Source organism: Streptomyces sp. NPDC056580 (assembly GCF_042793175.1).
In the GTDB taxonomy this organism is placed as follows: Bacteria; Actinomycetota; Actinomycetes; order Streptomycetales; family Streptomycetaceae; genus Streptomyces.
Genome location: NZ_JBHTVE010000010.1, coordinates 21,396 through 46,845, shown reverse-complemented (window position 1 = coordinate 46,845; position 25,450 = coordinate 21,396). Strand labels below are relative to the sequence as shown.

Below are 25,450 nucleotides of genomic sequence, written 5' to 3'. Positions count from 1 at the left end.
GGGGCGGGCCTGCGCGCGTTCCCGCCCGCCGGGCCGGTGGGCGCGACCGCGTCACCCGGCCACGGGCGTCAGCCGTTCCGGGCCGCCGGTCTGCGAGCGGCGGAGCTTCTCGCGCAGCGCCTGTTCCGCGCGGGACAGGGGGCCAAGGGCGGCCGGCGGCGGCACCCCCTGCACCGCCTGGGCCGGGGCGACGGGCGGCTCGTAGTGGGTCGGCGCCGTGCGCAGGGTCAGCGCCGTGGAGCCGACGATCGCGACCGTGAAGGCGATGGCCGCGCGCGTCCAGAAGACGTTCCGCCGTTCGCCGCCGGTCCGCACGGTCGCGGGCACGGGCGGCCGCGGCCGCTCGGCCGAGGCGAGCTCGACCAGCCGCCGGTGCAGTTCTGCGGGGTCGGCCAGCTGCGGGACCCGCGCGGCCACCGCCTCCCGGGCGCGGGTCAGCCGGCCGGCCGCGGCGGGTGTGCTCGCCTCCGTCTCCGCCGCCGTCTCCGGCAGGTCGAGGCCGACGCCGTCGTACAGCACGAGGGTGCGCCGGTAGGAGGGCGGCAGTTCGAGCAGGGCGTGCAGCAGCGCGCGGTCGGCGGGGTCGGCCGGCGGGGGTTCGGGGGAGCGGTGGCGGGGGCGGAAGCGGTGCCAGGGGGAGAGGGCCCATTCGTACGCCACCGCCCGCACCCAGCCCGCCGGGTCCCGATCCTGCGCCACCTCCGGCCAGCGCTGCCAGGCGAGCTGGAAGGCGTGCTCCACGGCCTCACGGGCCAGCTCGCGGCGGCCGGTGAGCAGGTACGCCTGCCGGACGAGGGCCGGAGCGCAGAACGCGTACAGCGCGTCGAAGGCCTGAGCGGGCGTCAGCGCGGGTGCTGACCCCTGGTCGTGCGCGTCCGTCCGCCCGGCCGCGGGCCCGGCGAGGCCGGCCAGCAGGCGGGCGTAGGCCTCGCCCTCCCGGCCGCCGGGGGTGTCCCGGCCGCGCTCCCAGGCGCGGACCGTGGCACGGCCGACGCCGATCCGCTCGGCGACCTGAGCCTCGGTCAGTCCGCCGGCCTCGCGCAGGCGTCGGCGTTCGGTCGGTGGTGGCAACTGGCTGGCCGGGCTTTCCGTCACAGGACACTCCTTCGGCCGAAAAAGTACATAAACATATATTGAACGACACATCGGTGGTTCTCCTGTTACGACGGGAAAGCGCGTGTCGTTGGGAGCATGGCGGGGTGACCCTGATGACCGATCGCCGACCTTCGTTGCCGCCCCTGCTGCACGGGATGCGTGACCGATCGCCCGGGCTGGGCGCCGGCCTGCTGGGCGGCGCGGTCGCCGCAGCACTCGGGCTCGGCTCGCTCGCGGTGCTCGTGCTGGCTCTGTGGATCAGCTCGCCGTACCCCGACAGCGGTCCGGACGGCGCGCTGCACGTCGCCGCCGCGCTGTGGCTGCTCGGGCACGGCGTCGAGCTGGTCCGCACCGACACGCTGTCCGGCGTGCCCCAGCCGGTGGGCGTGTCCCCGCTGCTCCTCCTCGCGCTCCCGGTGTGGCTGGTCCACCGGGCGGCGCGGGACGCGACGGACGCCTCCCCGGAGCCCGACGGCCCGCCGCCCGTCCCGGCGCGCACGGCGTGGACGGGCGTGGTCATCGGCTACCTCGGCGTCGGCACCGCCGCCGCGCTGTACTGCTCCGGCGGCGAACTGCGCCCTCAGTGGGGCTGGGTGACGGTGTGTCTGCCGATGGCCGCCGCGGTGCCCGCCGCGGCCGGGGTGTGGACGGCGCACGGCTGCCCGCGCGGACCCCTGCGCCGCCTGCTGCCGCGGCTGCCGGGACCGGTGCGGGCGCTGCTGTCCGGGCCGGACGCGTGGGCCCGGCTGGCCGCGGCGGTACGGGCCGCCGCCGCCGGGACGGCGGTGCTCGCCGGGGGCGGGGCGCTGCTGGTCGGGGTGTCGCTGGTGCTGCACGGCGATGGGGCGCGCGCGTCGTTCCTCCAGCTCACGGCGGGCTGGACCGGCCGGTTCGCCGTGCTGCTGCTCGGCATCGCGCTGATCCCGAACGCGGCGGTGTGGTCGGCCTCCTACGCCCTCGGCCCAGGCTTCGTCCTCGGCGCCGGGCACCTGGTGCGGCCCCTCGCCTCCGACCCCGCCCCGCTGCTGCCCCCGTTCCCGCTCCTCGCGGCCGTACCGGACCCGGGGCCCGGGACCCGGCTCGACTGGGCCGTGGGCCTGGTGCCGGTGGCGGCCGGGGTGACGGTGGCCTGGTTCCTGGCACGGGCGGCCGCGGGCCGGCGGTGGCGGACGGGCGCCGGGGAGCAGGCCGGGTGGCGGGCGGCGCCCTGGTCCGCCGTGCGGACGGCCGGGGCGCTGGTCCTGGCGGCACTGCTGTGCGGGACGGCCGTCTCGCTGCTCGCCGCGCTGTCCGGCGGCCGCCTGGGCACGGGGACGCTGGCCGACTTCGGCCCGGTGTGGTGGCAGGCCGGTCCGGTGGCCGCGCTGTGGATCACGGTGACCGGAATGCCGGTGACGCTGATCTCGCGGGCCTGGCGGCTGTGGCGGGGCCGGGCGCGGGCGGCCGAGCGGGCCGGGCGGGCGGCGACGGAGACGGGGGCCGCGCGGGCCCCGCTCATGGCTGCCGGCAAGGGGGCCGAGAGCCCCGCGCCGCAGCCGTCGAAGCCGGTCAAGGGCGCGAGGACGGCGAGTGGGCCGGGTGGGGGACAGCTCGAGGACGAGCTGTACGACTTCCTGCCCACCGGCGACCCGTACCCCCGGGCCTGGCGGGACGACGACCTCCCGGGTGCCTCCCGCTGGGAAGCCCTGCGCGCGGCCTCGACGCCCGCGCGGACACCGGAACAGCCGTCCACGCCGACCCCGCCACCACCCGCCGACGCACTCCGCCCCACCGGCGGCCCGGCAGCCGACGCGTCTCGGCTCGCTGGTGGTCGGGTTGCCGACGCGTCCCGTTCCACCGGCGGCCCGGCAGCCGACGCGTCTCGGCTCGCTGGTGGTCGGGTTGCCGACGCGTCCCGTTGCACCGGCGATCCAGATGCCGACGCGTCCCGTTCCACCGGCGACCCGGCAGCCGACGTGCCTCAGCCCGCCGGCGGTCCTGCTGCCGGGGTGTCCCGGCCCGTCACCGGCCCAGCGGCCGGTGACCCGTCGGGCCGGTACCAGGAGCCGGACCCGTCACCGGCCACCGCCGCCGAATCGCCTTCGGAGCCCGCCCGGCCGGCCTTGCCACACCCAGCGGCCCCGTCGGACACCTCCGGCCCGCCCGGACCGGCCGAGCCACCGGCCACCGCGTAGCCCCGTGGCCTCATGACGGCGTGGCCCGGCGCGTCAGCCGTTGCCGACGCCCAGGACCCCGCGCAGTTCCTTCGGCAGGTGCTGGTCGCAGGACTGTTTGGCCTGCTGGGTCAGGGCGTCGCTGACGCAGGTGTAGTAGTCGCTGTAGACGAGCTGGACCGTGAAGGTCGAGGCCACCAGGATCAGGGCGAGGCCGGCCGTGACCAGGCCGCTGACCGCCGCCGTGGTCTGCGGGCGGGCGCCCGGCGGCGGGGTGGGGGCGTCCGGGCCGGGGGTGCGGGGCTTGGCGCGCAGGGCGCTGATGCCCCAGTACAGGGCGAGCGCGCCCAGCAGCAGCGACACGTACGGCCAGCTGAAAAGGGCGAAGAAGACGGCCCACATGCCGGACAGCAGGGCGTAGCGCGCGCGGCGCTGGGCCGGGTCCGTGGGGTCCCAGCGCGTGCCGGATCCCGTCGGCCCGCCGGGGCCGGGGCCCTCGGGCCGGCTGCCGGGACGTTCGCCGAAGCCGCCGGAGGAGCGGCCGGGCTGGCGGTCGCTCCACTGACTGCCCCAGTGGGAGTCGCCCTGCGGGCCCGAGGACGGATCCTGGGACCCCTCGGGGCGGCGGGGCTGCCACGGCCGGTCCGGGGTGCCCTCCGGCGGCGGCGCGAACGGGTTGTCGTCCTTGCGCTCGCCGCCCTGCCCGTCGCCGTCCCGGCCACCCGACGGCGCCTCGGGCGGCGAGGACGGCCGCTCCCGGAGCAGCACGCCGGCACGCTCGCTCCCCTGGGCCAGAAGTGGCGGGAACGTGAGGAGTCGCAGGCTGCGATCGGGCATCAGAAGAGCGTCTTCCCCTAGGTGAGCGCGGCTGTCCGCGTTGAGCTTCCACCCCGTGAACGCACCGCACGGCGACCGCGTTCCCGGGGCTGCTCCTTCGTGATTCCCTCCGAACGCTACCTTCCGGCCACGCCCCCGTCCCGAGGGGGCCTTCCGGAGTGCCGGTATCGTTGCTGACGGCCGGCCGCTTCGTAGGCTTCCCCGTATCCGGGGCCGTGAAGCATTGGTACGAACGTACAAACCGTCGGCCGGACATGTCGCTCACCGAGAAAGGGCCCCACCGTGGCCGCCACCCCCGCTGGCCGAGCGGTCAAGCGCCTCGTCGTCCTGGTCTCCGGATCCGGCACCAATCTCCAGGCGCTCCTGGACGAGATCGAGCGCACCGGGGTGGAGGAGTACGGGGCGCGGATCGTCGCCGTGGGGGCCGACCGCGGCGGCATCGAGGGGCTCGCCCGGGCCGAGCGTGCCGGACTGCCCACCTTCGTGTGCCGGGTGAAGGACCACCCCACCCGGGAGGAGTGGGACGCGGCCCTCGCCGAGGCCGTGGCCGCGCACGAGCCCGACCTCGTGGTCTCCGCCGGTTTCATGAAGATCGTCGGCAAGGAGTTCCTCGCGCGGTTCGGCGGGCGGTTCGTCAACACCCACCCGGCGCTGCTGCCCAGTTTCCCGGGCGCCCACGGCGTGCGCGACGCGCTCGCGTACGGCGCCAGGGTCACCGGCTGCACCGTCCACTTCGTCGACGACGGCGTCGACACCGGGCCGATCATCGCCCAGGGCGTGGTCGAGGTCCGGGACGAGGACGACGAGAGCGCGCTGCACGAGCGCATCAAGGAAGTCGAGCGAAGGCTGCTCGTCGAGGTCGTGGGGCGGCTCGCCCGCCACGGCTATCGCATTGAGGGACGAAAGGTAGTTATCCAGTGACCGCCACCGCCGAGAGCACCAAGCGGCCCATTCGCCGGGCGCTCGTCAGCGTCTACGACAAGACCGGGCTCGAGGACCTCGCGCGCGGCCTGCACGAGGCCGGTGTCGAGCTGGTCTCCACCGGCTCCACGGCCGGCCGTATCGCCGCCGCCGGCGTCCCCGTCACCAAGGTCGAGGAGCTGACCGGCTTCCCCGAGTGCCTGGACGGCCGGGTCAAGACCCTGCACCCCAAGGTGCACGCGGGCATCCTCGCCGACCTGCGTCTCGATAGCCACCGCGAGCAGCTCGCCGAACTGGGCGTTGAGCCGTTCGACCTGGTCGTCGTCAACCTCTACCCGTTCCGCGAGACCGTCGCCTCCGGCGCCTCGGACGACGAGTGCGTGGAGCAGATCGACATCGGCGGTCCGTCGATGGTCCGCGCCGCCGCCAAGAACCACCCCTCGGTGGCCGTGGTGACCAGCCCGCAGCGGTACGCCGACGTCCTCGCCGCCGCCGCGGCCGGCGGCTTCGACCTGGCCACCCGCAAGCGGCTCGCCGCCGAGGCCTTCCAGCACACGGCCGCCTACGACGTGGCCGTCGCCTCCTGGTTCGCCTCCTCCTACGCCCCCGTCGACGAGTCGTCGTTCCCCGACTTCCTCGGCGCCACCTGGGAGCGCGCGCACACCCTGCGCTACGGCGAGAACCCGCACCAGCCGGCCGCCCTCTACGTCGAGGCCGGCGGCGAAGGTCTCGCGCAGGCCGAGCAGCTGCACGGCAAGGAGATGTCGTACAACAACTACACGGACACGGACGCCGCCCGCCGTGCCGCGTACGACCACGACGAGCCCTGCGTCGCGATCATCAAGCACGCCAACCCGTGCGGCATCGCGGTCGGCGCCGACGTCGCCGAGGCGCACCGCAAGGCGCACGCCTGCGACCCGGTCTCCGCGTACGGCGGCGTCATCGCCGTCAACCGGCCGGTCAGCAAGGAGATGGCCGAGCAGGTCGCGGAGATCTTCACCGAGGTCATCGTCGCGCCCGGCTACGAGGAGGGGGCCCTGGAGGCCCTCGCCAAGAAGAAGAACATCCGGGTCCTCAAGGCCCCGAACGGCCCGGCGAACCCCGTCGAGGTCAAGGCGGTCGACGGCGGCGTGCTGCTGCAGGAGACCGACCGGCTGCAGGCGGACGGCGACGACCCGGCCAACTGGACGCTCGCCAGCGGCGAGGCGCTGGGCGAGGCCGAGCTGGCCGAGCTCGCCTTCGCCTGGAGGGCCTGCCGCGCGGTGAAGTCCAACGCGATCCTGCTCGCCAAGGACGGCGCCTCGGTCGGCGTCGGCATGGGCCAGGTCAACCGCGTCGACTCCTGCAAGCTGGCCGTGGAACGGGCCGGCGAGGAGCGCGCCCGCGGCGCCTACGCGGCCTCCGACGCCTTCTTCCCCTTCCCCGACGGCCCCGAGATCCTCATCGGCGCCGGTGTCCGGGCGATCGTCCAGCCGGGCGGCTCGATCCGTGACGAGCAGGTCGTGGAGGCGGCCAAGAAGGCGGGCGTGACCATGTACTTCACCGGCACGCGCCACTTCTTCCACTGAGCCCGCAGGGGCACGGGAAGCGGCCTCCGGCCCCCTCACGGGGCCGGAGGCCGCGTCTCGTCGTGCGGGCGGGGCGCTCAGCTCACTGGCTGCGGATCACGATCGAGCCGCAGATCTTGTCGGCGAACGTCTGGCTCTTGGAGTCCCACGCCGGCCACAGGTAGCCGAGGTAGCAGGGCAGGCCGTCCAGGAAGTGGGCGAGCTGGCGCACGAACGCCATGCCGCCGCCGAGCGGCTGGCCGGTGTCCTCCTTGAGCGTGCGGATGCCGAGCGCCTTCTTGCCGATGGTCTGGCCGGTCTTGCCCTCCTGGATCACCTGCCAGATGAGGACGCCGACGCCGAGCAGGAAACCGACCAGCGTCAGGATCGGGGCGCCCGCCTTGGCGCCGATGAGGGCGAGGGGGAGGTAGGCGACCAGGTAGATGATGATGTCGATCAGCTTGCTGAGGAACCGCTGGCCCCAGTTGGCGTACTGCGGCTGCATGCCGTACCCGCCCTGCTGCGGGTGACCCGGGTAGCCCGGCTGCTGCGGGTAGCCGTAGCCCTGCGGGGGCACGCCCTGCGGGGCCTGCGGGTAGCCGGGCTGCTGGGGGTAGCCGTAACCCTGCTGCGGAGGGACGCCCTGAGGAGCCTGCGGGTAGCCCGGCTGCTGCGGTTGCCCGTAGCCCTGCTGCGGGTCCTGCGGCTGACCATAGGGGTTGTTGGGCGAGCCGAAACTCATGGCGGATTTCCTCCGTTGAATCTGCGGGGACGACGCGGAAGGAACGGAGGTACGTCAGGATCTGAGCGGTTTGCCCCCCAACCGGACCGCGATACTGCGCCGTTCATCGTCGTCGGGCAGGCGAGTTCTTGTCCAGCCGGATTCGCGATGCGTTGTGCAAGTGCAACATCGTCGATCATGTCCGGACATCCGGGACCTCCGCGGGCGCCGTCCCAGGTACCGGACGGTGGGGACCCGGATTGGAACCGGGGGCCGGTCATCCGCGAGGATGGGGGCATGACCGCCCAGATTCTCGATGGCAAGGCCACCGCAGCCGCGATCAAGTCCGATCTGACCGCCCGCGTGGCGGCGCTGAGGGAGCGGGGCGTCACGCCCGGCCTCGGCACGATCCTGGTCGGGGAAGACCCCGGCAGCCAGAAGTACGTCGCCGGCAAGCACCGAGACTGCGCCCAGGTCGGCATCGCCTCCATCCAGCGCGAACTGCCCGCCACGGCCACCCAGGAGGAGATCGAGGCGGTCGTCCGGGAGCTGAACGAGGACCCGGCCTGCACCGGCTACATCGTGCAACTCCCGCTGCCCAAGGGCATCGACGAGAACCGCATCCTGGAGCTGATGGACCCGGCCAAGGACGCCGACGGCCTGCACCCGATGAACCTCGGCCGCCTGGTGCTGAACGAGCCGGCGCCGCTGCCCTGCACCCCCAACGGCATCATCAGCCTGCTGCGGGCCCACGGCGTCGAGATCAAGGGCGCCGAGGTCGTCGTCGTCGGCCGCGGGGTGACCATCGGCCGTCCGATGCCGCTGCTGCTCACCCGGCGCAGCGAGAACGCCACCGTGACCCAGTGCCACACCGGCACCCGTGACCTGTCCGCCCACCTGAAGCGGGCCGACATCATCATCGCGGCGGCCGGCTTCCCGCACCTGATCCGTGCCGAGGACGTCAAGCCGGGCGCGGCCGTGCTGGACGTCGGCGTCTCCCGCAACGCCGAGGGCAAGATCGTCGGCGACGTTCACCCGGACGTGACCGAGGTCGCCGCCTGGATCTCCCCGAACCCGGGCGGTGTGGGCCCCATGACCCGGGCGCAGCTGCTGGTCAACGTGGTCGAGGCGGCGGAGCGCAGTGCCGGCTGAGGACGACCGCACGGTGACCGAGCCCACGGCCCGCGACGCGATCAGCGCCCCTGACGCCGAGGGGCGCCCGCGGCGTGTCACGCGCCGTTTCCCGCTGTTCACCAGGGACACCGCGCGGCCCGAGGGCGGCGGCCGGGCGGCCCCGAGCGACGCCCCGGCGCCCGCCCGGCAGTGGCCGGTGCTCGTCGTGCTGACCGCCGTCGCGCTCGGCCTGCTGCTGACCGCGGTCGACGTGTTCCGCTACGGCACCCTGCTGGTCGGCGCGGCCCTGCTGGCCGGGGCGGCCCTGCGCTGGACCCTGCCGGGCGTCGGCATGCTCGCCGTCCGCTCGCGGTTCACCGACATCGTCACCTACGGCGTCCTGGGTCTCGCGATCGTGCTGCTGGCGATGACGGCCCAGCCCCACCCGTGGCTGGAGATCCCGTTCCTGAAGGACACGCTGCACTTCACGCTGACCAAGTAGCGCCGGCCGTCGGCCTCTTGGCGCCCGGTGCGATGCGGTGCGACGGCGGCCCGTCCCCTCCCCCGAGCAAGGACGGACCGCCGTCGCGACGTAAGCCTTCCCTGCCGTGAACGCCCAGTTCAACGGCTGTCCGCGCGCTGTGGCACGGAAGTGACCATTCCGCTACGGTGTCCGCGCACTGCCACAGGTGTGCCGGCCGTGCCGGTGCCCCCGCGGAACGGCGCCGCGTCACGCAGGCTCGGGGAGGCGGGTGCGCGGCCGCCGGCACCCGTGCGCTCCCGCCCGGGGAACTGGGATCCTTGGTCGACGCATCCCTGTGGGTGGGCCCAGAACGATGTCGCGCCGGGAACGGACCGGTCCGGCGCGAGGGCCACGCGCGGGGAACGGCGCGGGAACCAACAGCACCGACCGGGGGGAAGAGGGGGAAGCGCGATGCCTCGATGGAAAGCCTTGCCGGACGAGCTGGATCCGCAGATCAAGGAGTTCACGAGCCAGTTGCGACGGCTCGTGGACCGCAGCGGCCTGAGCATCGCGGCGCTGGCGGACCGGACCGGCTACAGCAAGACGTCCTGGGAGCGCTACCTGGGCGGCCGGCTCCTCGCACCGAAGGGCGCGATCGTGGCGCTCGCCGAGGTCACCGGCACCCACCCGGTCCACCTCACCACGATGTGGGAGCTGGCCGAGCGGGCCTGGAGCCGTGCGGAGATGCGGCACGACCGGACCATGGAGCAGATCCGCATCTCCCAGGCGCGTGCCGCGCTCGGGGAGTTCGGGGCCGCGGAGGCCGAGGCCCAGGGGGCGGGCGGCACGCGGACGGCCCACCCGGGCCCCGGCACCGCACCCGGCACCGCACCGGGTCCCGGGACCGCACCGGGCGCCGCCGGCCCCGCGGGCGCCCCGCCGCGGGTTCCGTCCCAGCCGACGGCGTCCGACGCCGACGAACGCGAGCGCGCGGGCCGTGGCCCCGCGCCCGCGGTCAACTCCTGGGGACTGGCCGGTTACGAGGGACCGTCGCGGGCGAGCGGCCGCCCCGGCACGCGTCCCGTGCCCGTGCCCGTGCCGGAGGGCGCCGGCCGGCCTCCGGTCCCGCCGCAGCCGTACGGCGGGCAGCAGCCGCCGGCCCCCTCGGCCGGCGGCCGTTCCGCGGAGGAGGCCGGCGGCAGGCGGCGGCTGACGATGCTGCTCGCGGGCGCCGGGGCCGTCCTGGTCCTCGGCGCGGCCGCGTTCCTGGTCGTCACCCGGGGCGGCGGCGAGCACGGGAGCGCCGCGAAGCCGCCCTCCCCGTCCGCCAGCACCCGCCCCAGCCTGCCCGCCGGGGTCAAATGCGCCGGCTCGGCCTGCACCGGCAAGGACGCGGAGGCGATGGGCTGCAGCGGCAGCCTGGTGAGCACCGCGAAGTCGGCCGCCGTCGGCGCCGCCACCCTCGAGGTCCGCTACAGCAGGACCTGCGGCACCGCCTGGGGGCGCATAACCGGCGCCACCCTGGGCGACCAGGTCGAGGTGTCGGCCGGCAAGGCGCGCCAGCGGGGTGACATCACCGCGACCGGGGACACCATCGCCTACACCCCGATGGTCGCCGTGAAGGACCCCGCCGACGCCGAGGCGTGCGCCACCCTCGCCTCCGGCCTGACGGGCTGCACGAAGTAGCGGCCGCCACGGCCGGACGGGAGCGGAGGGGTCCGTTCGGGTGTTATTCGTGCGGTGGGACGCATGGGCGCCGGCATCCTGGGCACGCGAACCGTACCCCCACGGGAGTCCGGCAGTCCGGTACCCCCGACGGCGGCCGCCTCCCCCCTCTCCCGGACGGGCGGCCGCCGCTTCCGCACCCCCGTGAGCCGCCCCGCGGCCCGCCGGCGTGGCTTGTGGGCTGAGCCACAGGGCCCCGGACGTCTCGCATGGCGGATGCGCGATAGCCTGACCGGTGGATTCTCTTGACGCCAAGAGATCGATCATCCGCCGGGGCCGTGCCGCCCCACCGCCAGCTGTCCTACGGAGAACGCCATGACCCGCACTCCCGTGAACGTCACCGTCACCGGCGCGGCCGGCCAGATCGGTTACGCCCTGCTCTTCCGCATCGCCTCCGGCCAGCTGCTCGGCGCGGACGTGCCGGTCAAGCTGCGCCTCCTGGAGATCACGCCGGCGCTGAAGGCCGCCGAGGGCACGGCCATGGAGCTGGACGACTGCGCCTTCCCGCTGCTCCAGGGCATCGAGATCAGCGACGACCCGAACGTCGCCTTCGACGGCGCCAACGTGGCCCTCCTCGTCGGCGCCCGCCCCCGCACCAAGGGCATGGAGCGCGGCGACCTGCTCGAGGCCAACGGCGGCATCTTCAAGCCGCAGGGCAAGGCCATCAACGACCACGCCGCGGACGACATCAAGGTCCTGGTCGTCGGCAACCCGGCCAACACCAACGCTCTGATCGCCCAGGCCGCCGCGCCGGACGTACCGGCCGAGCGCTTCACCGCGATGACCCGCCTCGACCACAACCGCGCGCTGACCCAGCTCGCGAAGAAGACGGGCTCGACGGTCGCCGACATCAAGCGCCTGACCATCTGGGGCAACCACTCCGCCACCCAGTACCCCGACATCTTCCACGCCACGGTCGCCGGCAAGAACGCCGCCGAGGTCGTCGCCGACGAGAAGTGGCTGGCCGAGGACTTCATCCCGACCGTCGCCAAGCGCGGCGCCGCGATCATCGAGGCCCGTGGCGCCTCGTCCGCCGCCTCCGCCGCCAACGCGGCCATCGACCACGTGCACACCTGGGTCAACGGCACCGCCGAGGGCGACTGGACCTCCATGGGCATCCCGTCGGACGGCTCCTACGGCGTCCCGGAGGGCCTGATCTCCTCCTTCCCGGTCACCACCAAGGACGGCAAGTACGAGATCGTCCAGGGCCTGGACATCAACGAGTTCTCCCGCGCCCGCATCGACGCCTCCGTCAAGGAGCTCGAGGAGGAGCGCGAGGCGGTCCGCGGCCTCGGCCTCATCTGACCACGCCCGCGGCGGTGACGCCGTGAGACGCGAGTGGGCCCGCTTCCGGGGAACCGGAAGCGGGCCCACTCGCGTCTTGCCGCGGCGAGCGTCCGGCGCCCGCCGGTGCCCTATGCTGATGGTTCGTCAACTCGCCTGCACATCGAGTGACTTACCACGCCTCGGGGGAATCGCGTGAACACCGCTTCCGTGCCGCAGCAGCCGACGCCCGCGGCGGCACCGTCCGCACCACCGCCCACCCCGCCGCACGCCAGTGAGGCCACCCGGCTGCTGTGCGCGGGCGCCTACCTGGACCCGGACTACCGGGACCGGGTGATCGACGAACTCCACCTCAACGAGCAGCGGTTCGTGGCGCCCTCGCTCGGCCTCGACGCCGCCCGCGTGCTCGCCCATGCCCTGCGCGCCCGCCGCCGGGAGCTGCAGTGGGCCGCCGCCGTCCTCGGCCTGTGGCTGGTGGGAGCGGCGCTGACCCAGGGGCTGCTGGCCCTCTACGTCCTCCCCAGCCTGTACCTCGCTATCGGCGCCTGGATCAGGGGCCGCTCGCCGCAGGTCCCGGTGTACCGCGTGGTGGTCGCCTTCTTCTTCCGCTGGTGGGGCCGCATCCTGCTCGCGGTGCTGGCGCTGTTCACCGTGATCGCCGCGTTCGGCGGCGGGTCCGACGGCTCCTCGTCCGGCTCCTACGGCGGCTCGTACGACTCCTACGACTCGTACGGGGCCTCCGACTCGCCGAACCTGAGCGACGTCTTCCTGCCGGGCTCCGACGGCGGGACCCACTTCCGGCCCTGGCAGGCCTGGGCCGCCGTGGTCGTCCTCGTGCTCGTCGCGGTGTGCCTGGCCGCCCAGCGGGGCCAGTTCGCGCGCGTCATGGCCGGCGAGCTGTCCCCGCAGCGCTTCCCCGACGCCGCCAACGACCCCGCCGAGCAGAGCGAGAACCGGCGGTTCCAGTGGCTCAAGCACCGCATCCGGACGGAGCAGCACGCGCCGCTGGTCATGTACCACGAGTCGCGTCCGTTCTGCGGGGCCGGTGTGCCCCAGCAGGACTGGGTGCTGGCCGTCGAGCTGAAGCCCGACGCGCTGAAGAAGCGGCAGCAGCCCATCAGCAACCGGCTGGTGCTGGAGAGCATCCGGCCGCTGGTGGAGCGGCTCCGGCTGCCCGCCGAGTACGCGGGGGCCGGGGTGCGCGACCGGCTGCGCTGGCTGGAGATCGACGAGTGCGTGTTCCTGCCCGCCGAAGGGCTGCTGCGCCGCGAGGACGCGCCCTACCGGCCGGAGGCCTTCGAGGCGCACCGGGCGCACGCGGTCGAGGAGGGCGCCGAGAAGCGCCGGCACTTCCTGCGCGTCCGCGTCGGCGGCTGGGAGGAGGAACTGGTCGTCACGGTGTTCGTGCGCGTCCACACCCAGGGCCGCATGCTCATGCTGGAGATCGCCCCGCACGTGCTGCCGCCGGTTCGCCAGTTCTTCAAGGAGGCCGACCGCGCGGCCCACAGGTACCGGCACAACAGCGCGCTCGGCAAGGCGTTCTGGGCCGTGACCCGGGTGCCGGTCTCGCCGGCCGCCGCCCTGATCGTCCTCGGCCGGGCCGTGGCGTACGGCGGGCGGCTGCTGACCGGCGGGTACGCGCACGCGCTGCCGGACGGGCCCGCGCTGTCGGTGCGCGAACTGGGCTCGGCCGAGGCCGGTTCGCAGTTCCAGGAGATGGACGTCTCCCGCTACCTCAAGAGCATCCAGGACCGGGTGGCGAGCGGGGTGCGGGCCGCGCTCGCCGAAGCCGGTTACCAGACCGGCGAGTTCGTCCAGCAGATCAACAACATCAGCAACGGGGGCGTGCACATCGGCAGCGTCGAGGGCAGCACCTTCGCCGTCGGCGACAACTCCTCCGCCTCCTCCACCAACGGCGGCAGCGCGCCGCGGAAGGGAGCCGACGCCCATGGCGACGAATGAGCCGAGGGTCAGCATCGGCGACGTCTCGCACAGCACCTTCGCCATCGGCGACCACTCGCACGCCGAGAGCCACCACGGCACGGCCGCGCCGCGCGACGCGGCGGCCGAGGAACTGCTGCTGGCCGTACGGGAGCTGCGCGCCGATCTGGCCCGGGTGCGGGCCGACGACCGGACGGCGGAACTCGACTCCGCCCTCGCCGACACGGAGGACGAGATCACCCGCACCGGCCAGGCCGCCCCCTCCCGCCGCGAGCGCCTGCGCCGGCTGCTTGACGACTCCCAGGCGCTGGTGGGCCTGCTCGCCTCGGCGAGCACGCTGGCCGGCCTGGTGGGGCTGTGAGGCGGACGCGATGAGCGGGGGAGCGCGGTACTGGAACGAGGAGACCCAGCGCTGGGAGGACAGCGGGGGAGCACAGACCGGCGCACCGGTGACACCGCCGCCGCCTGCCATGCCGGACCGGGCCCCCGAGTGGCCGCCGGCCGGACCGCGGACGGCCGCCGAGGGCGCGTCCGCCCCCGCGGAGCCCGTCCCGTCCGCGCCCGAGCCGGCGCCGGGGGCGCCGCCGGCGCCCTGGTGGGACGCGCCGGGCACCGGGCCCGGCGCGTGGACGGGCGCCTCCGGCGGCCCGGCGGGCGGACCGGACGGTCCTGACACCGGTGGCGGCGGCGCGGGCTGGTCCTCGCCCGAGTGGCCCGTGCCGCCGATGCCGCCCGGGCCGGCGCCCGTGCGCACCGGCGGGCCCAGCCGGAGAACGGTCTGGACCGTCGTCGTGGGCGCGGCCGTGATCGGCGTCGCCGCGAGCCTGGTACTGACCCTCGTGCTCGGCCCGGGGGGCGACGGCAAGCCCGCCTCGGCGGCCTCGCCGACCGCCTCCGCGGTCCCGGACTCGCCCGTGCCGTCCGACGGCTCCGCCGACGGCCCGTCCGGCTCCGCGTCCGCCACGGACGACGCGGCCACCCCGTCCGCCTCGGCGAGCCCGCTGCCCGCGGACTGGGAGTCGTACGACGACGGCGAGGGCTTCCGGATCGCCCGCCCCAAGGGCTGGTCGCGGTCCACGCTCAGCTCCTCCTACGGCATCAGGATCGTCAACTACCGCAGTCCGGACCGTGAGCACCGGCTGCAGATCTACCAGGTCGCGGAGGCGTCCCCGGACGACTCGTTCCGGACGTACCTGTCCGCGGACACCGCCAAGCCGCCGGGATTCAAGAAGCTCTCGCTGGTCGACCTGGACGAGGGGGACTTCGTCGGCTCGCGCATGGAGTACCTGGCCGACAGCATCAGGGGCGAGCCGGACCTCGGCGTCTGGCATGTCTACGACGAGCGCTTCGTGGCCGTCGACGGGCGGATCTACGCCGTCGCCGCCTACGGCCCCGACCGGGACGGCGGCGACGACGAACTGAAGCTGCTCGACACCGCGCTGAGCAGGTTCTGCCCGCCCGACACGGGCTGTGACCCGCCGATGGACTGAACGCAGCGCCGCGGATGACCCGTTTCTATCCGTTTTGGCCTGAAATTTCAGTGACGCCGCGCACTGTCGGCCGCCGATTCCGCATGCAAGTCCGCAGTCGCGGGCAGGCGGCGACGGTCCCTGGGCACGCCCCCCGCGTGACACATGGGAGCCGAACAGGAACGGAAGGCGATACCGATCATGGCGGACATAACGGAACGACAAGATCAGGCGACCATCCACGCGGGAGGACAGTGGCTGGTGGCGATCTCCGGCGCGACGCGCGAGATCCTCGACCCCGCGGACGCCCGGCCATTCGCCCTGGTCGCCGAGGGTGACGAGAAGGACGCGGAGCGGGCGGTGGCCGCCGCCCGGCAGGCGTTCGACCACGGCCCCTGGCCCGGCACGCCGGTCGCCGAGCGCGCCGCGCTGCTGCGCCGCGTCGCCGACCTCCTGGCGCGCGACCGCGAGGAACTCGGCCTGCTGGAGAGCCGGGACGCGGGCAAGACCGTCGAGGAGGGCCGCGTCGACATCGACTGCGTCGCCGACGCCTTCCGCTACTTCGCCGACCTGGTCGCGGGCGAGGCCCCCGGCCGGGTGGTCGACGCGGGCTCACCCCACATCCACAGCGTCGTCGTCCACGAGCCGGTCGGCGTCTGCGCGTTGATCACCCCCTGGAACTACCCGCTGCTCCAGGCGAGCTGGAAGGTCGCCCCCGCGCTCGCGGCCGGCAACACCTTCGTGATCAAGCCCAGCGAGATCACCCCGATGACGACCATCGCGCTGATCGGGCTGCTGCGCGAGGCCGGTCTGCCCGACGGCGTCGCCAACCTGGTCACCGGCCCCGGCCACACCGTGGGCGCCCGGCTCGCCGAACACCCCGACGTCGACCTCGTCTCCTTCACCGGCGGCCTGGTCAGCGGCACCAAGGTCGCCCAGGCCGCCGCCCCCACCGTCAAGAAGGTCGCCCTCGAACTCGGGGGCAAGAACCCCAACGTGGTCTTCGCCGACGCCTGCGCCACCGAGGAGGGCTTCGACACCGCCGTGGACCAGGCCCTCAACGCCGCCTTCATCCACAGTGGCCAGGTCTGCTCGGCGGGCTCCCGGCTGATCGTCGAGGAGTCGGTCCGGGACCGCTTCGTCACCGAACTCGCCCGCCGCGCCCAGCGGATCCGGCTCGGCCGGGGCACCGAGGACGGTGTCGAGTGCGGCCCGCTCGTCTCCGCGCAGCAGCGCGCCAAGGTCGAGGGGTACGTCGCCTCCGCGCTCGAGGAGGGCGCGGTGCTGCGCTGCGGCGGCAGGCGCCCGGCGCCGTCCGCGGCCCGGCCGGAGAGCGGCTACTTCTACGAGCCGACCGTCCTCGACGCCTGCCACCGCGAGATGCGGGTCGTACGCGAGGAGGTCTTCGGACCGGTCCTGACCGTCGAGACCTTCCGCACCGAGGAGGAGGCGGTGTTCCTCGCCAACGACACCGAGTACGGCCTGGCCGGCGCCGTCTGGACCGCCGACGCGGGCCGCGCCCGGCGCGTCGCGGGGCGGCTGCGCCACGGCACCGTCTGGATCAACGACTTCCACCCCTACCTGCCGCAGGCGGAGTGGGGCGGCTTCGGCAGGAGCGGCACCGGCCGTGAACTCGGCCCCGCCGGCCTCGCCGAGTACCGCGAGACCAAGCACGTCTACCAGAACCTGGCGCCGGAGCCGGTGCGCTGGTTCGCCGGCTGAGCCCCCACCGGCCCCGCCGGCGAACCGTCTTCCGCACCCTGAACTTCCTCCCACCCCGCAGGAGTAACCACCCCATGCCCGATCACACCCACGAATTCGACTACGTCGTCATCGGCGGCGGAACAGCCGGTTCCGTCATCGCCTCCCGGCTGACGGAGAACCCGGACGTGACCGTCGCGGTCATCGAGGGCGGCCCCAGCGACGTCGGCCGCGACGACGTGCTGACCCTGCGCCGCTGGATGGGCCTGCTCGGCGGCGAACTCGACTACGACTACCCGACCACCGAACAGCCCCGCGGCAACTCGCACATCCGGCACAGCCGGGCCCGGGTGCTGGGCGGCTGCTCCTCCCACAACACCCTCATCTCCTTCAAGCCGCTGCCGTCCGACTGGGACGAGTGGGAGGAGGCCGGCGCCAAGGGCTGGGGCGCCGTGCCGATGGAGGCCTACTTCGCCCGCCTGAAGAACAACATCGTCTCCGTCGACGAGAAGGACCGCAACGCCATCGCCCGCGACTTCGTCGACGCCGCGCAGGCGGCGCTCGGCGTCCCGCGCGTCGAGGGCTTCAACGAGAAGCCGTTCACCGAGGGCGCCGGCTTCTTCGACCTCGCCTACCACCCCGAGGACAACAAGCGCTCCTCCGCCTCGGTGGCGTACCTGCACCCCGTCATGGACGAACGCCCCAACCTCCACTTGTTCCTGGAGACCTGGGCGTACAAGCTGGAGCTGGACGGCACCCGCGCCGAGGGCGTGCGCGTGCGCACCAAGGACGGCGAGGAACTGCTGGTACGGGCCCGCTCCGAGGTCGTGCTGTGCGCGGGCGCCGTCGACTCGCCCCGTCTGCTGCTGCACTCCGGCATCGGCCCGCGCGAGGACCTGGAGGCGCTCGGCATCCCCGTCGCCCACGACCTGCCCGGTGTCGGCGAGAACCTGCTCGACCACCCCGAGTCGGTGATCGTCTGGGAGACGAACGGGCCGATCCCGGAGAACTCCGCGATGGACTCCGACGCGGGCCTGTTCGTGCGCCGCGACCCCGGTCACCAGGGCCCGGACCTGATGTTCCACTTCTACCAGATCCCGTTCACCGACAACCCGGAGCGACTGGGCTACGAGCGGCCGGAGTTCGGCGTCTCGATGACACCGAACATCCCCAAGCCGAAGAGCCGCGGCCGCCTCTACCTCACCAGCGCCGACCCGTCCGTGAAGCCCGCGCTGGACTTCCGCTACTTCACCGACGAGGACGACTACGACGCGCGGACCCTGGTCGACGGCATCCGCATCGCCCGCCGGATCGCCGAGACCGAGCCGCTGGCCGGCTGGCTCAAGCGGGAGGTCTGCCCCGGCCCCGAGGTCCAGGACGACGCCGAACTCAGCGAGTACGCCCGCAAGGTCGCGCACACCGTCTACCACCCGGCCGGCACCTGCCGGATGGGCGCCGCGGACGATCCGCTCGCCGTCGTCGACCCGGAGCTGCGCATCCGCGGCCTCGACGGCATCCGCGTCGCCGACGCCTCCGTCTTCCCGACCATGACGGCGGTCAACCCGATGATCGGGGTGCTCATGGTCGGGGAGAAGGCCGTCGACCTGATCGGAGGCGATGCGCGATGACGCTCACCGTTCCCACCCGCAAGCCGCCCACCGGCGACGTCCCCGTCTTCTCCGTCGACGGACTGTGGAAGGTGTTCGGCCCCAAGGCCGGCCGCGTCCCCGGGGACCCGGAGCTGAGCGCCCTCAACCCCGCCGACCTGCGCTCCCGCACCGGCTGCACGGCCGCCGTCCGGGACGTCTCCTTCGACGTCCGCAAGGGCGAGGTCTTCGTGGTGATGGGCCTGTCCGGCTCCGGCAAGTCCACCCTGGTGCGCTGTCTGACCCGGCTCATCGAGCCCACCGCCGGGACCATCGCCATCGACGGCGAGGACGTGCGCGCGATGGACCGGGCGCGCCTGCGCGAACTGCGCCGCCACCGTGCCGCGATGGTCTTCCAGCACTTCGGCCTGCTCCCGCACCGCACGGTCCTCGACAACGTCGCCTACGGCCTGGAGATCCAGGGCGTCGGCCGGTCCGAACGGCGCGAGCGGGCCGCCGAGATGGTCGCCAAGGTCGGCCTCGAAGGCATGGAGAAGCGCCGCCCCGCCCAGCTCTCCGGCGGCCAGCGCCAGCGCGTCGGTCTCGCCCGGGCGCTCGCCGTCGACCCCGAGGTCCTGCTGTTCGACGAGCCGTTCAGCGCGCTCGACCCGCTGATCCGGCGCGACATGCAGCAGGAGGTGGCCCGGCTGCACAGCGAGGAGGGCCGCACGATGGTCTTCATCACCCACGACCTCTCCGAGGCGCTGAAGCTCGGCGACCGCATCGCCCTGATGCGCGACGGCCGTGTCGTCCAGCTCGGCACCCCCGAGGAGATCGTCTCCGCCCCCGCCGACGACTACGTCCGCGAGTTCGTCCAGGACGTGCCGCGCGAGCAGGTCGTCACCTGCCGCAGCGCCATGCGCCCCGCGTCCCTGGAGGAGGCCGGCCACGGCCCCGCCGTCCGCCCGGAGGCCACCGTCGCCGAGGCCATCGAGGCGGTGGCCCGGGCCGGCGCCCCGGCCCGTGTGATGAACGAGGGCAAGTGCCTCGGAGTGGTCGGACACGAGCAGTTGCTGAACGTGGTCGCCGGCACCGGGGCCGCGCCGGCCGGGGACGGCGGAGCGGACGCGGCCGGACCGGTCCGGAGCGCGGCGCGGCCCGCGCCCGCCCTGCGCGCCGGCACGGAGGCGGTGTGATGGCGACGGTCACCGCGACAGCCCCCCGCACGCACCTGCCCGGCGTCCTCAGACACCGCGCCGCGGCGAAGCTCCTCCTGCTCGCCGTCGTCGCCGCGGTCCTGGTACCCCTCGTCAACGCCCGCTGGGGCAGTGCGTCCTGGCCCGGCGCCCTCACCGTCGACCTCTCCAAGCCCCTGGCCTCCGCCAGCGACTGGGTGATCGACAACCGCGACAGCCACCCCCTGTTCCTGTACTTCTTCGGCTACATCAGCAACGCCGTCGTCCTCGCGGTACGCGCCGTGTACCTCACCCTGCTCGCCGCGGGCTGGGCCGGCGTCACCGCCTTCGGCGCCCTCGTCGCCTGGCGCGTCGCCGGTGTCCGGCTGGCCGCCGGCACCGCCGCCGCCCTGCTGGCCTGCGGGGTGCTCGGCATGTGGGTGCCGACCATGCAGACCCTGGCCCTCATGGTGGTCGCGGTCCTGGCCTCGGTGGCCGTGGGCGCCCTGCTCGGCCTGGCCGCGGGCCTCTCCGACCGGCTGGACCGGGCGCTGCGCCCGGTGCTGGACACCATGCAGGTGCTCCCGGCGTTCGCCTACCTCCTGCCCGTCGTCCTGGTCTTCGGCATCGGGGTGCCCGCGGCCGTGCTCGCCACCGTCGTCTACGCCGCCCCGCCGATGGCCCGGCTCACCGCGCTCGGTCTGCGCGGCGCCGACCCCGAGGTCCTGGAGGCCGTGGAGTCGCTCGGCGCCACCGCCCGCCAGCGGCTGCTGACGGCCCGGGTCCCGCTGGCCCGCAAGGAACTCCTGCTCGGCCTCAACCAGACGATCATGATGGCCCTGTCCATGGCCGTCATCGCCTCCGTCATCGGCGCCGGCGGCCTCGGCGACCGCGTCTACCAGGCCCTCGCCTCCGTCGACGTGGGTGCGGCCCTGGCCGCCGGGGTCCCGATCGTGCTGCTCGCGGTCGTCCTGGACCGCGTCACCGGCGCGGCCGGCGACGGCGGCACGGCGGCCGGCCGCCCCCGCACCGTCGGCTGGGCCTACGCCCTCGCCGTCACCGTGGCCGTCGCCCTGGCCACCCGGCTGCTCGGCGCCCTCGACTGGCCCGGCGGCTGGACCCTGCCGATCGCCGAGCCGGTCAACCGCGCCGTCGACTGGATGACCGCCCACCTGTACTCCGGTGTCCCGGTGGTCGGCGGCACCGCCGATTGGGCCGGCCACTTCACCACCTGGGTCCTCGACCCGGTCCGCGACGGACTGCAGTGGCTGCCCTGGTGGGCGGTGCTGCTCGCGGTCGCCGCCGTGGCCTGGCTGATCGGCACCTGGCGCACCGCGCTGACCGCCGTCCTCGCCATGGCCGCGATCGGCGTGCTCGGCGTGTGGAAGCCCTCCCTCGACACCCTCTCCCAGGTGCTCGCCGCCGTCGCCGTCACCCTCGTCCTGGGCTTCGCCACCGGCATCGCCGCGGCCCGCAGCGACCGCGTCGAACGCGCGCTGCGTCCGGTGCTGGACGTCTTCCAGACGATGCCGCAGTTCGTGTACCTGATCCCGGTCGTCGCCCTGTTCGGCGTCGGCCGCGCCCCGGCCGTCGCCGCGGCCGTCGTGTACGCGCTGCCGGCCGTCGTCCGGATCACCGCCCAGGGCCTGCGCCAGGTCGACCCGGCCGCCCTGGAGTCCGCACGCTCCCTCGGCGCCACCGGCCGCCAGCAGCTCTGGCAGGTGCAACTGCCGCTGGCCCGCCGCTCGCTGCTGCTCGCCGTCAACCAGGGCGTGGTCCTGGTCCTCGCCGTCGTCATCATCGGCGGCCTGGTCGGCGCAGGCGCCCTCGGCTACGACGTCGCCTTCGGTCTCGCCCAGGGCGACCTGGCGACCGGCCTGGTGGCCGGCGCGGCCATCGTCTGCCTGGGCCTGATGCTCGACCGGGTGACCCAGCCCACCGAACGGCGCGCGAAGAAGGGAGTGTGACATGGGATTCCGTACGACTTGCACGGTGGCCGCGGGCGTGTCCGCGCTCGCGCTGCTCACCGGCTGCGGCGCCGCCGACATGACCAAGCAGGCCAGCCCCTTCGCCAACGCGCGGGGCTCGAAGACCGTCACCCTGTCCGTGCAGTCCTGGGTGGGCGCCCAGTCCAACGTGGCCGTCGCCCAGTACCTGCTGGAGCACAAGCTGGGCTACCGCGTGGACACCGTCCAGGTCGACGAGGTGCCCGCCTGGGACGCGCTCAGCCAGGGCCGGGTCGACGCCATCCTGGAGGACTGGGGCCACCCGGACCAGGAGAAGCGGTACGTCGAGGACAAGAAGACCATCGCGTCCGGCGGCGGTCTCGGGGTGACCGGCCACATCGGCTGGTACGTCCCCACCTACCTGGTCAAGCAGCACCCGGACATCACCGACTGGCACAACCTGAACAAGTACGCCTCCCTCTTCCGCACCGCGGAGAGCGGCGGCAAGGGCCAGCTCATGGACGGCTCCCCGTCCTACGTCACCAACGACAAGGCGCTGGTGAAGAACCTGAAGCTGGACTACCAGGTCGTCTTCGCCGGGTCCGAGGCGGCGCAGATCACCCAGATGAAACAGTTCGCCAAGGAGAAGAAGCCCTTCCTGACGTACTGGTACGCGCCGCAGTGGCTGTTCAAGAAGGTTCCCATGACGGAGGTGAAGCTGCCGCCGTACAAGGAGGGCTGCGACGCCGACCCGGCCAGGATCACCTGCGCCTACCCGCACACCCCGCTGCAGAAGTACCTGAACTCCGGCTTCGCGAAGTCCGGCGGCGAGGCGGCGGCCTTCCTGAAGAAGTTCAAGTGGACGACCCAGGACCAGAACGATGTCTCGCTGATGATCGCCGACCAGAAACTGAGCCCGCAGGACGCGGCGAAGAAGTGGGTGGACAGCCACCCGTCCGTCTGGAAGAAGTGGCTGTCCTGACCCGGCTCAGCGCAGTCCGGCGACGATCCCGCCCAGCGCGGCCGCGGCCCGCCGCTGGAGTCCCGGACCGAACGTGACGCGAGTGGCCCCGAGTTCGCCGAGCACGGCGGGCGAGGGGCCCTCGCCGTCCAGCCGGGCCACCATGTTGAGCGGGCCCTGGATGCCCGACCGCAGCAGGGGAAGCACACCGGCCGGCGCGAGGATCGGGTACACGCAGTCCGCGCCCGCCGCCACGTACAGCGCGGCGCGCGCGATGGTCTGTCCGGGGTCGCCGTCGCCGTGCACGAAGGTGTCGACGCGGGCGTTGACGAACAGCCGGTCAGCGGCGGCCGAGCGGACCCCGGCGAGGTACTCGGCGTGCTCGTGCGGGTCCTTCAGGACGCCCGCCGCCGAGTCCTCGATGTTGCACCCCACCGCGCCCGCCTCCAGCAGCCGCTCCACCAGCTCCTTCGGCGCGAGCCCGTACCCGCCCTCGACGTCCGCGGACACCGGCACGTCCACCGCGCGGGCGATCCTGGCCACCGCGGCGAACATCTCCGCGGCCGGGGTGTCGCCGTCCACGTAGCCCAGACAGGCGGCGATCCCGGCGCTGGGCGTGGCCAGCGCCGGGAATCCCGCGTCGGCGCACACCCGGGCGCTCGCCGCGTCCCACGGGCCGGGCAGCACCAGCGGGTCGCCCTGCGGGCGCCGTCGGTGCAGCGCGCGGAACAGTTCCGCCCCGGTCGGGGCCGGCGGCTTCCCGGCGGCACGGCTCACCTGTGCTGTCCGGGCTGGTAGTGGCCCGGCGCCATCCGGCTGGTCACGCCGAAGCGGTTCCACGCGTTGATCACCGCGATCGCGGCGATCAGCTGGGCCAGCTCGGACTCCTCGAACCGCTTCGCGGCCCGCTCGTACACCTCGTCCGGCACGAACCCGTCGGTCAGCACGGTGACCGCCTCGGTCAGCTCGATCGCCGCCAGCTCCTTCTCCGTGTAGAAGTGCCGGGACTCCTCCCAGGCGCTGAGCTGCACGATCCGCTCCACGCTCTCGCCGGCCGCGAGCGCGTCCTTGGTGTGCATGTCCAGGCAGAAGGCGCAGTGGTTGAGCTGGGAGGCGCGGATCTTCACCAGCTCCAGCAGCCGGGGGTCCAGACCCTGCCTGGCGGCGGTGTCCAGGCGGACCATCGCCTTGTAGACCTCGGGCGCGTGCCGGGCCCACTCCAGACGCGGGGCGTGTTCGGTGGCGTACTCGACGGTTTCCTGTGCGCTGCTCATGCTTCGACACTAGGAGTCCGGCAGCCCAGGAGTATGGTCCACTTCCATGGCGGATTCCTGGGCCAATCTGGGCGTGGACCTGCATCTGGAACCGGCCGGGACCAGCGGGCTGCGCCGCGGCCTGACCGACGCGCTGCGGGACGCGGTCCGCACCGGCCTGCTCGCCCCCGGCACCCGGCTGCCGTCCTCCCGTTCCCTCGCCGCCGACCTCGGCATCGCCCGCAACACCGTCGCCGAGGCCTACGCCGACCTGGTGGCCGAGGGCTGGCTCACCGCCCGCCAGGGTTCCGGCACCCGGGTGGCGGAGCGAGCGGTGATCCCGCCGGCGGCGGACGCGCCCCGGCGCCGCCCGCCGGGCCGGCCGGCGTACAGCCTCCTGCCGGGCAGTCCCGACCTCACCGCCTTCCCGCGCACCGAGTGGCTCAAGGCCGCCCGCCGCGCCCTGGCCGCCGCCCCGGCCGACGCCCTCGGCTACGGCGACCCGCGCGGTCGCGCCGAACTGCGCACCGCCCTCGCCGGCTACCTCGCCCGTGTGCGCGGCGTCCGCGCCGACCCGGAGACGATCGTGATCACCGCCGGCTTCTCGCACGCCCTGCGCGTCCTCGGCGCGCTGCTGCGGGCGCGCGGGGTGCGGTCGGTGGCGGTGGAGTCCTACGGCCTCGACACCCACTGGGGCCTGCTGCGCGCCGCCGGTCTCACGACCCCCGCCCTGCCCTACGACGAACTGGGCACGGACACAGGCGCGTTGACCGGTGAGGGCGCGGTACTCCTCACCCCCGCCCATCAGTTCCCCATGGGCACGCCCCTGCACCCGGACCGGCGGACCGCGGTGGTGGAGTGGGCGCGGCGCACCGGCGCCCTGGTCCTCGAGGACGACTACGACGGCGAGTTCCGCTACGACCGCCAGCCCGTCGGCGCGCTCCAGGGCCTCGACCCCGGCCGGGTCGTCCACCTCGGCACCACCAGCAAGGCCCTCGCGCCCGGCCTCAGGCTGGGCTGGATGGTCCTGCCGCCCTCGCTGGCGGAGGAGGCGGCCGAGGCCAAGGGCCGGATCGACACCGTCGGCGTGCTGGACCAGCTCACCCTGGCCGAGTTCCTCACCTCCGGCGCCTACGACCGGCACGTCCGCTCCGCCCGGCTGCGCTACCGGCGCCGCCGGGACGCCCTCGCCGCCGCCGTCGCCGAGCGCGCGCCCGGCGTTCGGGTCACCGGGATCGCGGCCGGCCTGCACGCGGTGCTGCGGCTGCCGCCCGGCACCGAGCAGTCGGTGGTGCGGGCCGCGACCTGGCAGGGTCTGGCCCTGCACGGCCTGTCCTTCCACCGGCACCCCGAGGCCGTCGCCGAGCCCGCCGACGCGCTGGTCGTCGGGTACGGGACGCCACCGGACAGCGCGTGGGCGGGCGCGCTGGAGGCACTGTGCCGGGCGCTGCCGTGAGCCGTTCACCGTACGAGATGCACGCGACCGGTACCGCATGCCTGTACCATGCGACTGGTACGACATTCACGTACCAGTTGTGCCGATCCCGACGGAGTGGGTC

Annotated in this window: 21 protein-coding genes; 16 read left to right on the top strand and 5 right to left on the bottom strand. The window is 74.1% G+C overall.

All coding sequences use genetic code 11. The features are described 5' to 3' along the window. Positions 1-51: 51 nt before the first annotated feature. Entirely contained in the window at positions 52-1,095 is a 1,044-nt protein-coding gene (locus ACFQ9Z_RS22870) for a sigma factor-like helix-turn-helix DNA-binding protein (RefSeq protein ID WP_383021686.1), read from the bottom strand. Between the two features lie 155 nt (positions 1,096-1,250). On the opposite strand from ACFQ9Z_RS22870, the gene ACFQ9Z_RS22865 reads away from it, so the two are divergent. Further along, positions 1,251-3,269 (top strand): DUF6350 family protein, encoded by a 2,019-nt coding sequence (locus tag ACFQ9Z_RS22865; protein ID WP_383021683.1) that lies wholly within the window; start codon positions 1,251-1,253, stop codon positions 3,267-3,269. Between the two features lie 33 nt (positions 3,270-3,302). Here the strand turns inward: ACFQ9Z_RS22865 and ACFQ9Z_RS22860 are convergent, their stop codons facing one another. After that, positions 3,303-4,085: a hypothetical protein gene (locus ACFQ9Z_RS22860; protein WP_383021680.1), complete on the bottom strand. Its 783-nt coding sequence runs from the start codon at positions 4,083-4,085 to the stop codon at positions 3,303-3,305. A gap of 282 nt (positions 4,086-4,367) precedes the next feature. Between ACFQ9Z_RS22860 and purN the strand changes: the two genes are divergently transcribed. After that, on the top strand, positions 4,368-5,006 hold the full coding sequence (gene purN / locus ACFQ9Z_RS22855) for a phosphoribosylglycinamide formyltransferase (protein WP_383021676.1): 639 nt from the start codon (positions 4,368-4,370) through the stop codon (positions 5,004-5,006). Then, positions 5,003-6,574, top strand: coding sequence for a bifunctional phosphoribosylaminoimidazolecarboxamide formyltransferase/IMP cyclohydrolase (gene purH / locus ACFQ9Z_RS22850; RefSeq protein ID WP_383021672.1), 1,572 nt, complete (start codon positions 5,003-5,005; stop codon positions 6,572-6,574). The genes purN and purH overlap by 4 nt, the downstream gene beginning before the upstream one ends. Before the next feature lie 82 nt (positions 6,575-6,656). Here purH and ACFQ9Z_RS22845 read toward each other — a convergent pair whose 3' ends face one another. Further along, positions 6,657-7,295, bottom strand: coding sequence for an RDD family protein (locus ACFQ9Z_RS22845; protein ID WP_383021667.1), 639 nt, complete (start codon positions 7,293-7,295; stop codon positions 6,657-6,659). A gap of 276 nt (positions 7,296-7,571) precedes the next feature. Between ACFQ9Z_RS22845 and ACFQ9Z_RS22840 the strand changes: the two genes are divergently transcribed. From ACFQ9Z_RS22840 to ACFQ9Z_RS22785, 12 genes are all read left to right on the top strand, one after another. Continuing rightward, the gene (locus tag ACFQ9Z_RS22840) at positions 7,572-8,426 is read left to right on the top strand and encodes a bifunctional methylenetetrahydrofolate dehydrogenase/methenyltetrahydrofolate cyclohydrolase (protein WP_383021664.1); all 855 of its coding nucleotides are present in this window, start codon (positions 7,572-7,574) and stop codon (positions 8,424-8,426) included. Further along, positions 8,416-8,889, top strand: coding sequence for a DUF3017 domain-containing protein (locus ACFQ9Z_RS22835; protein ID WP_383021661.1), 474 nt, complete (start codon positions 8,416-8,418; stop codon positions 8,887-8,889). Before ACFQ9Z_RS22840 ends, ACFQ9Z_RS22835 begins: the two co-directional genes overlap by 11 nt. 432 nt (positions 8,890-9,321) lie before the next feature. Next, a complete protein-coding gene (locus tag ACFQ9Z_RS22830; RefSeq protein WP_383021658.1) occupies positions 9,322-10,536 on the top strand; it encodes a DUF2690 domain-containing protein in 1,215 nt (404 codons plus the stop codon). Positions 10,537-10,890: 354 nt separating this feature from the next. Beyond that, the gene (locus tag ACFQ9Z_RS22825; RefSeq protein ID WP_143627726.1) at positions 10,891-11,880 is read left to right on the top strand and encodes a malate dehydrogenase; all 990 of its coding nucleotides are present in this window, start codon (positions 10,891-10,893) and stop codon (positions 11,878-11,880) included. A gap of 174 nt (positions 11,881-12,054) precedes the next feature. After that, positions 12,055-13,821, top strand: a complete 1,767-nt coding sequence (locus ACFQ9Z_RS22820; protein WP_383021654.1) for a hypothetical protein — start codon at positions 12,055-12,057, stop codon at positions 13,819-13,821. Then, complete coding sequence (locus ACFQ9Z_RS22815) at positions 13,808-14,161, top strand: hypothetical protein (protein WP_143627722.1); 354 nt, start codon at positions 13,808-13,810, stop codon at positions 14,159-14,161. Before ACFQ9Z_RS22820 ends, ACFQ9Z_RS22815 begins: the two co-directional genes overlap by 14 nt. A 10-nt stretch (positions 14,162-14,171) precedes the next feature. Further along, on the top strand, positions 14,172-15,290 hold the full coding sequence (locus ACFQ9Z_RS22810; RefSeq protein ID WP_383021648.1) for a hypothetical protein: 1,119 nt from the start codon (positions 14,172-14,174) through the stop codon (positions 15,288-15,290). A gap of 180 nt (positions 15,291-15,470) precedes the next feature. Continuing rightward, positions 15,471-16,991, top strand: a complete 1,521-nt coding sequence (locus ACFQ9Z_RS22805) for an aldehyde dehydrogenase family protein (protein WP_383021645.1) — start codon at positions 15,471-15,473, stop codon at positions 16,989-16,991. A gap of 74 nt (positions 16,992-17,065) precedes the next feature. Continuing rightward, complete coding sequence (locus ACFQ9Z_RS22800) at positions 17,066-18,598, top strand: GMC family oxidoreductase (protein WP_383021641.1); 1,533 nt, start codon at positions 17,066-17,068, stop codon at positions 18,596-18,598. Continuing rightward, positions 18,595-19,752: a glycine betaine/L-proline ABC transporter ATP-binding protein gene (locus ACFQ9Z_RS22795; RefSeq protein WP_383021636.1), complete on the top strand. Its 1,158-nt coding sequence runs from the start codon at positions 18,595-18,597 to the stop codon at positions 19,750-19,752. The genes ACFQ9Z_RS22800 and ACFQ9Z_RS22795 overlap by 4 nt, the downstream gene beginning before the upstream one ends. Further along, positions 19,752-21,698: an ABC transporter permease gene (locus tag ACFQ9Z_RS22790; protein WP_383021632.1), complete on the top strand. Its 1,947-nt coding sequence runs from the start codon at positions 19,752-19,754 to the stop codon at positions 21,696-21,698. Before ACFQ9Z_RS22795 ends, ACFQ9Z_RS22790 begins: the two co-directional genes overlap by 1 nt. A gap of 1 nt (position 21,699) precedes the next feature. Continuing rightward, complete coding sequence (locus ACFQ9Z_RS22785) at positions 21,700-22,659, top strand: ABC transporter substrate-binding protein (RefSeq protein WP_383021629.1); 960 nt, start codon at positions 21,700-21,702, stop codon at positions 22,657-22,659. Between the two features lie 6 nt (positions 22,660-22,665). Here ACFQ9Z_RS22785 and ACFQ9Z_RS22780 read toward each other — a convergent pair whose 3' ends face one another. Both ACFQ9Z_RS22780 and ACFQ9Z_RS22775 read right to left on the bottom strand, forming a co-directional pair. Then, complete coding sequence (locus ACFQ9Z_RS22780; RefSeq protein ID WP_383021626.1) at positions 22,666-23,415, bottom strand: isocitrate lyase/phosphoenolpyruvate mutase family protein; 750 nt, start codon at positions 23,413-23,415, stop codon at positions 22,666-22,668. Then, positions 23,412-23,912, bottom strand: a complete 501-nt coding sequence (locus tag ACFQ9Z_RS22775) for a carboxymuconolactone decarboxylase family protein (protein WP_383021622.1) — start codon at positions 23,910-23,912, stop codon at positions 23,412-23,414. Before ACFQ9Z_RS22775 ends, ACFQ9Z_RS22780 begins: the two co-directional genes overlap by 4 nt. A gap of 46 nt (positions 23,913-23,958) precedes the next feature. Between ACFQ9Z_RS22775 and ACFQ9Z_RS22770 the strand changes: the two genes are divergently transcribed. Continuing rightward, positions 23,959-25,347, top strand: coding sequence for a PLP-dependent aminotransferase family protein (locus ACFQ9Z_RS22770; protein ID WP_383021618.1), 1,389 nt, complete (start codon positions 23,959-23,961; stop codon positions 25,345-25,347). Positions 25,348-25,450 lie beyond the last annotated feature (103 nt).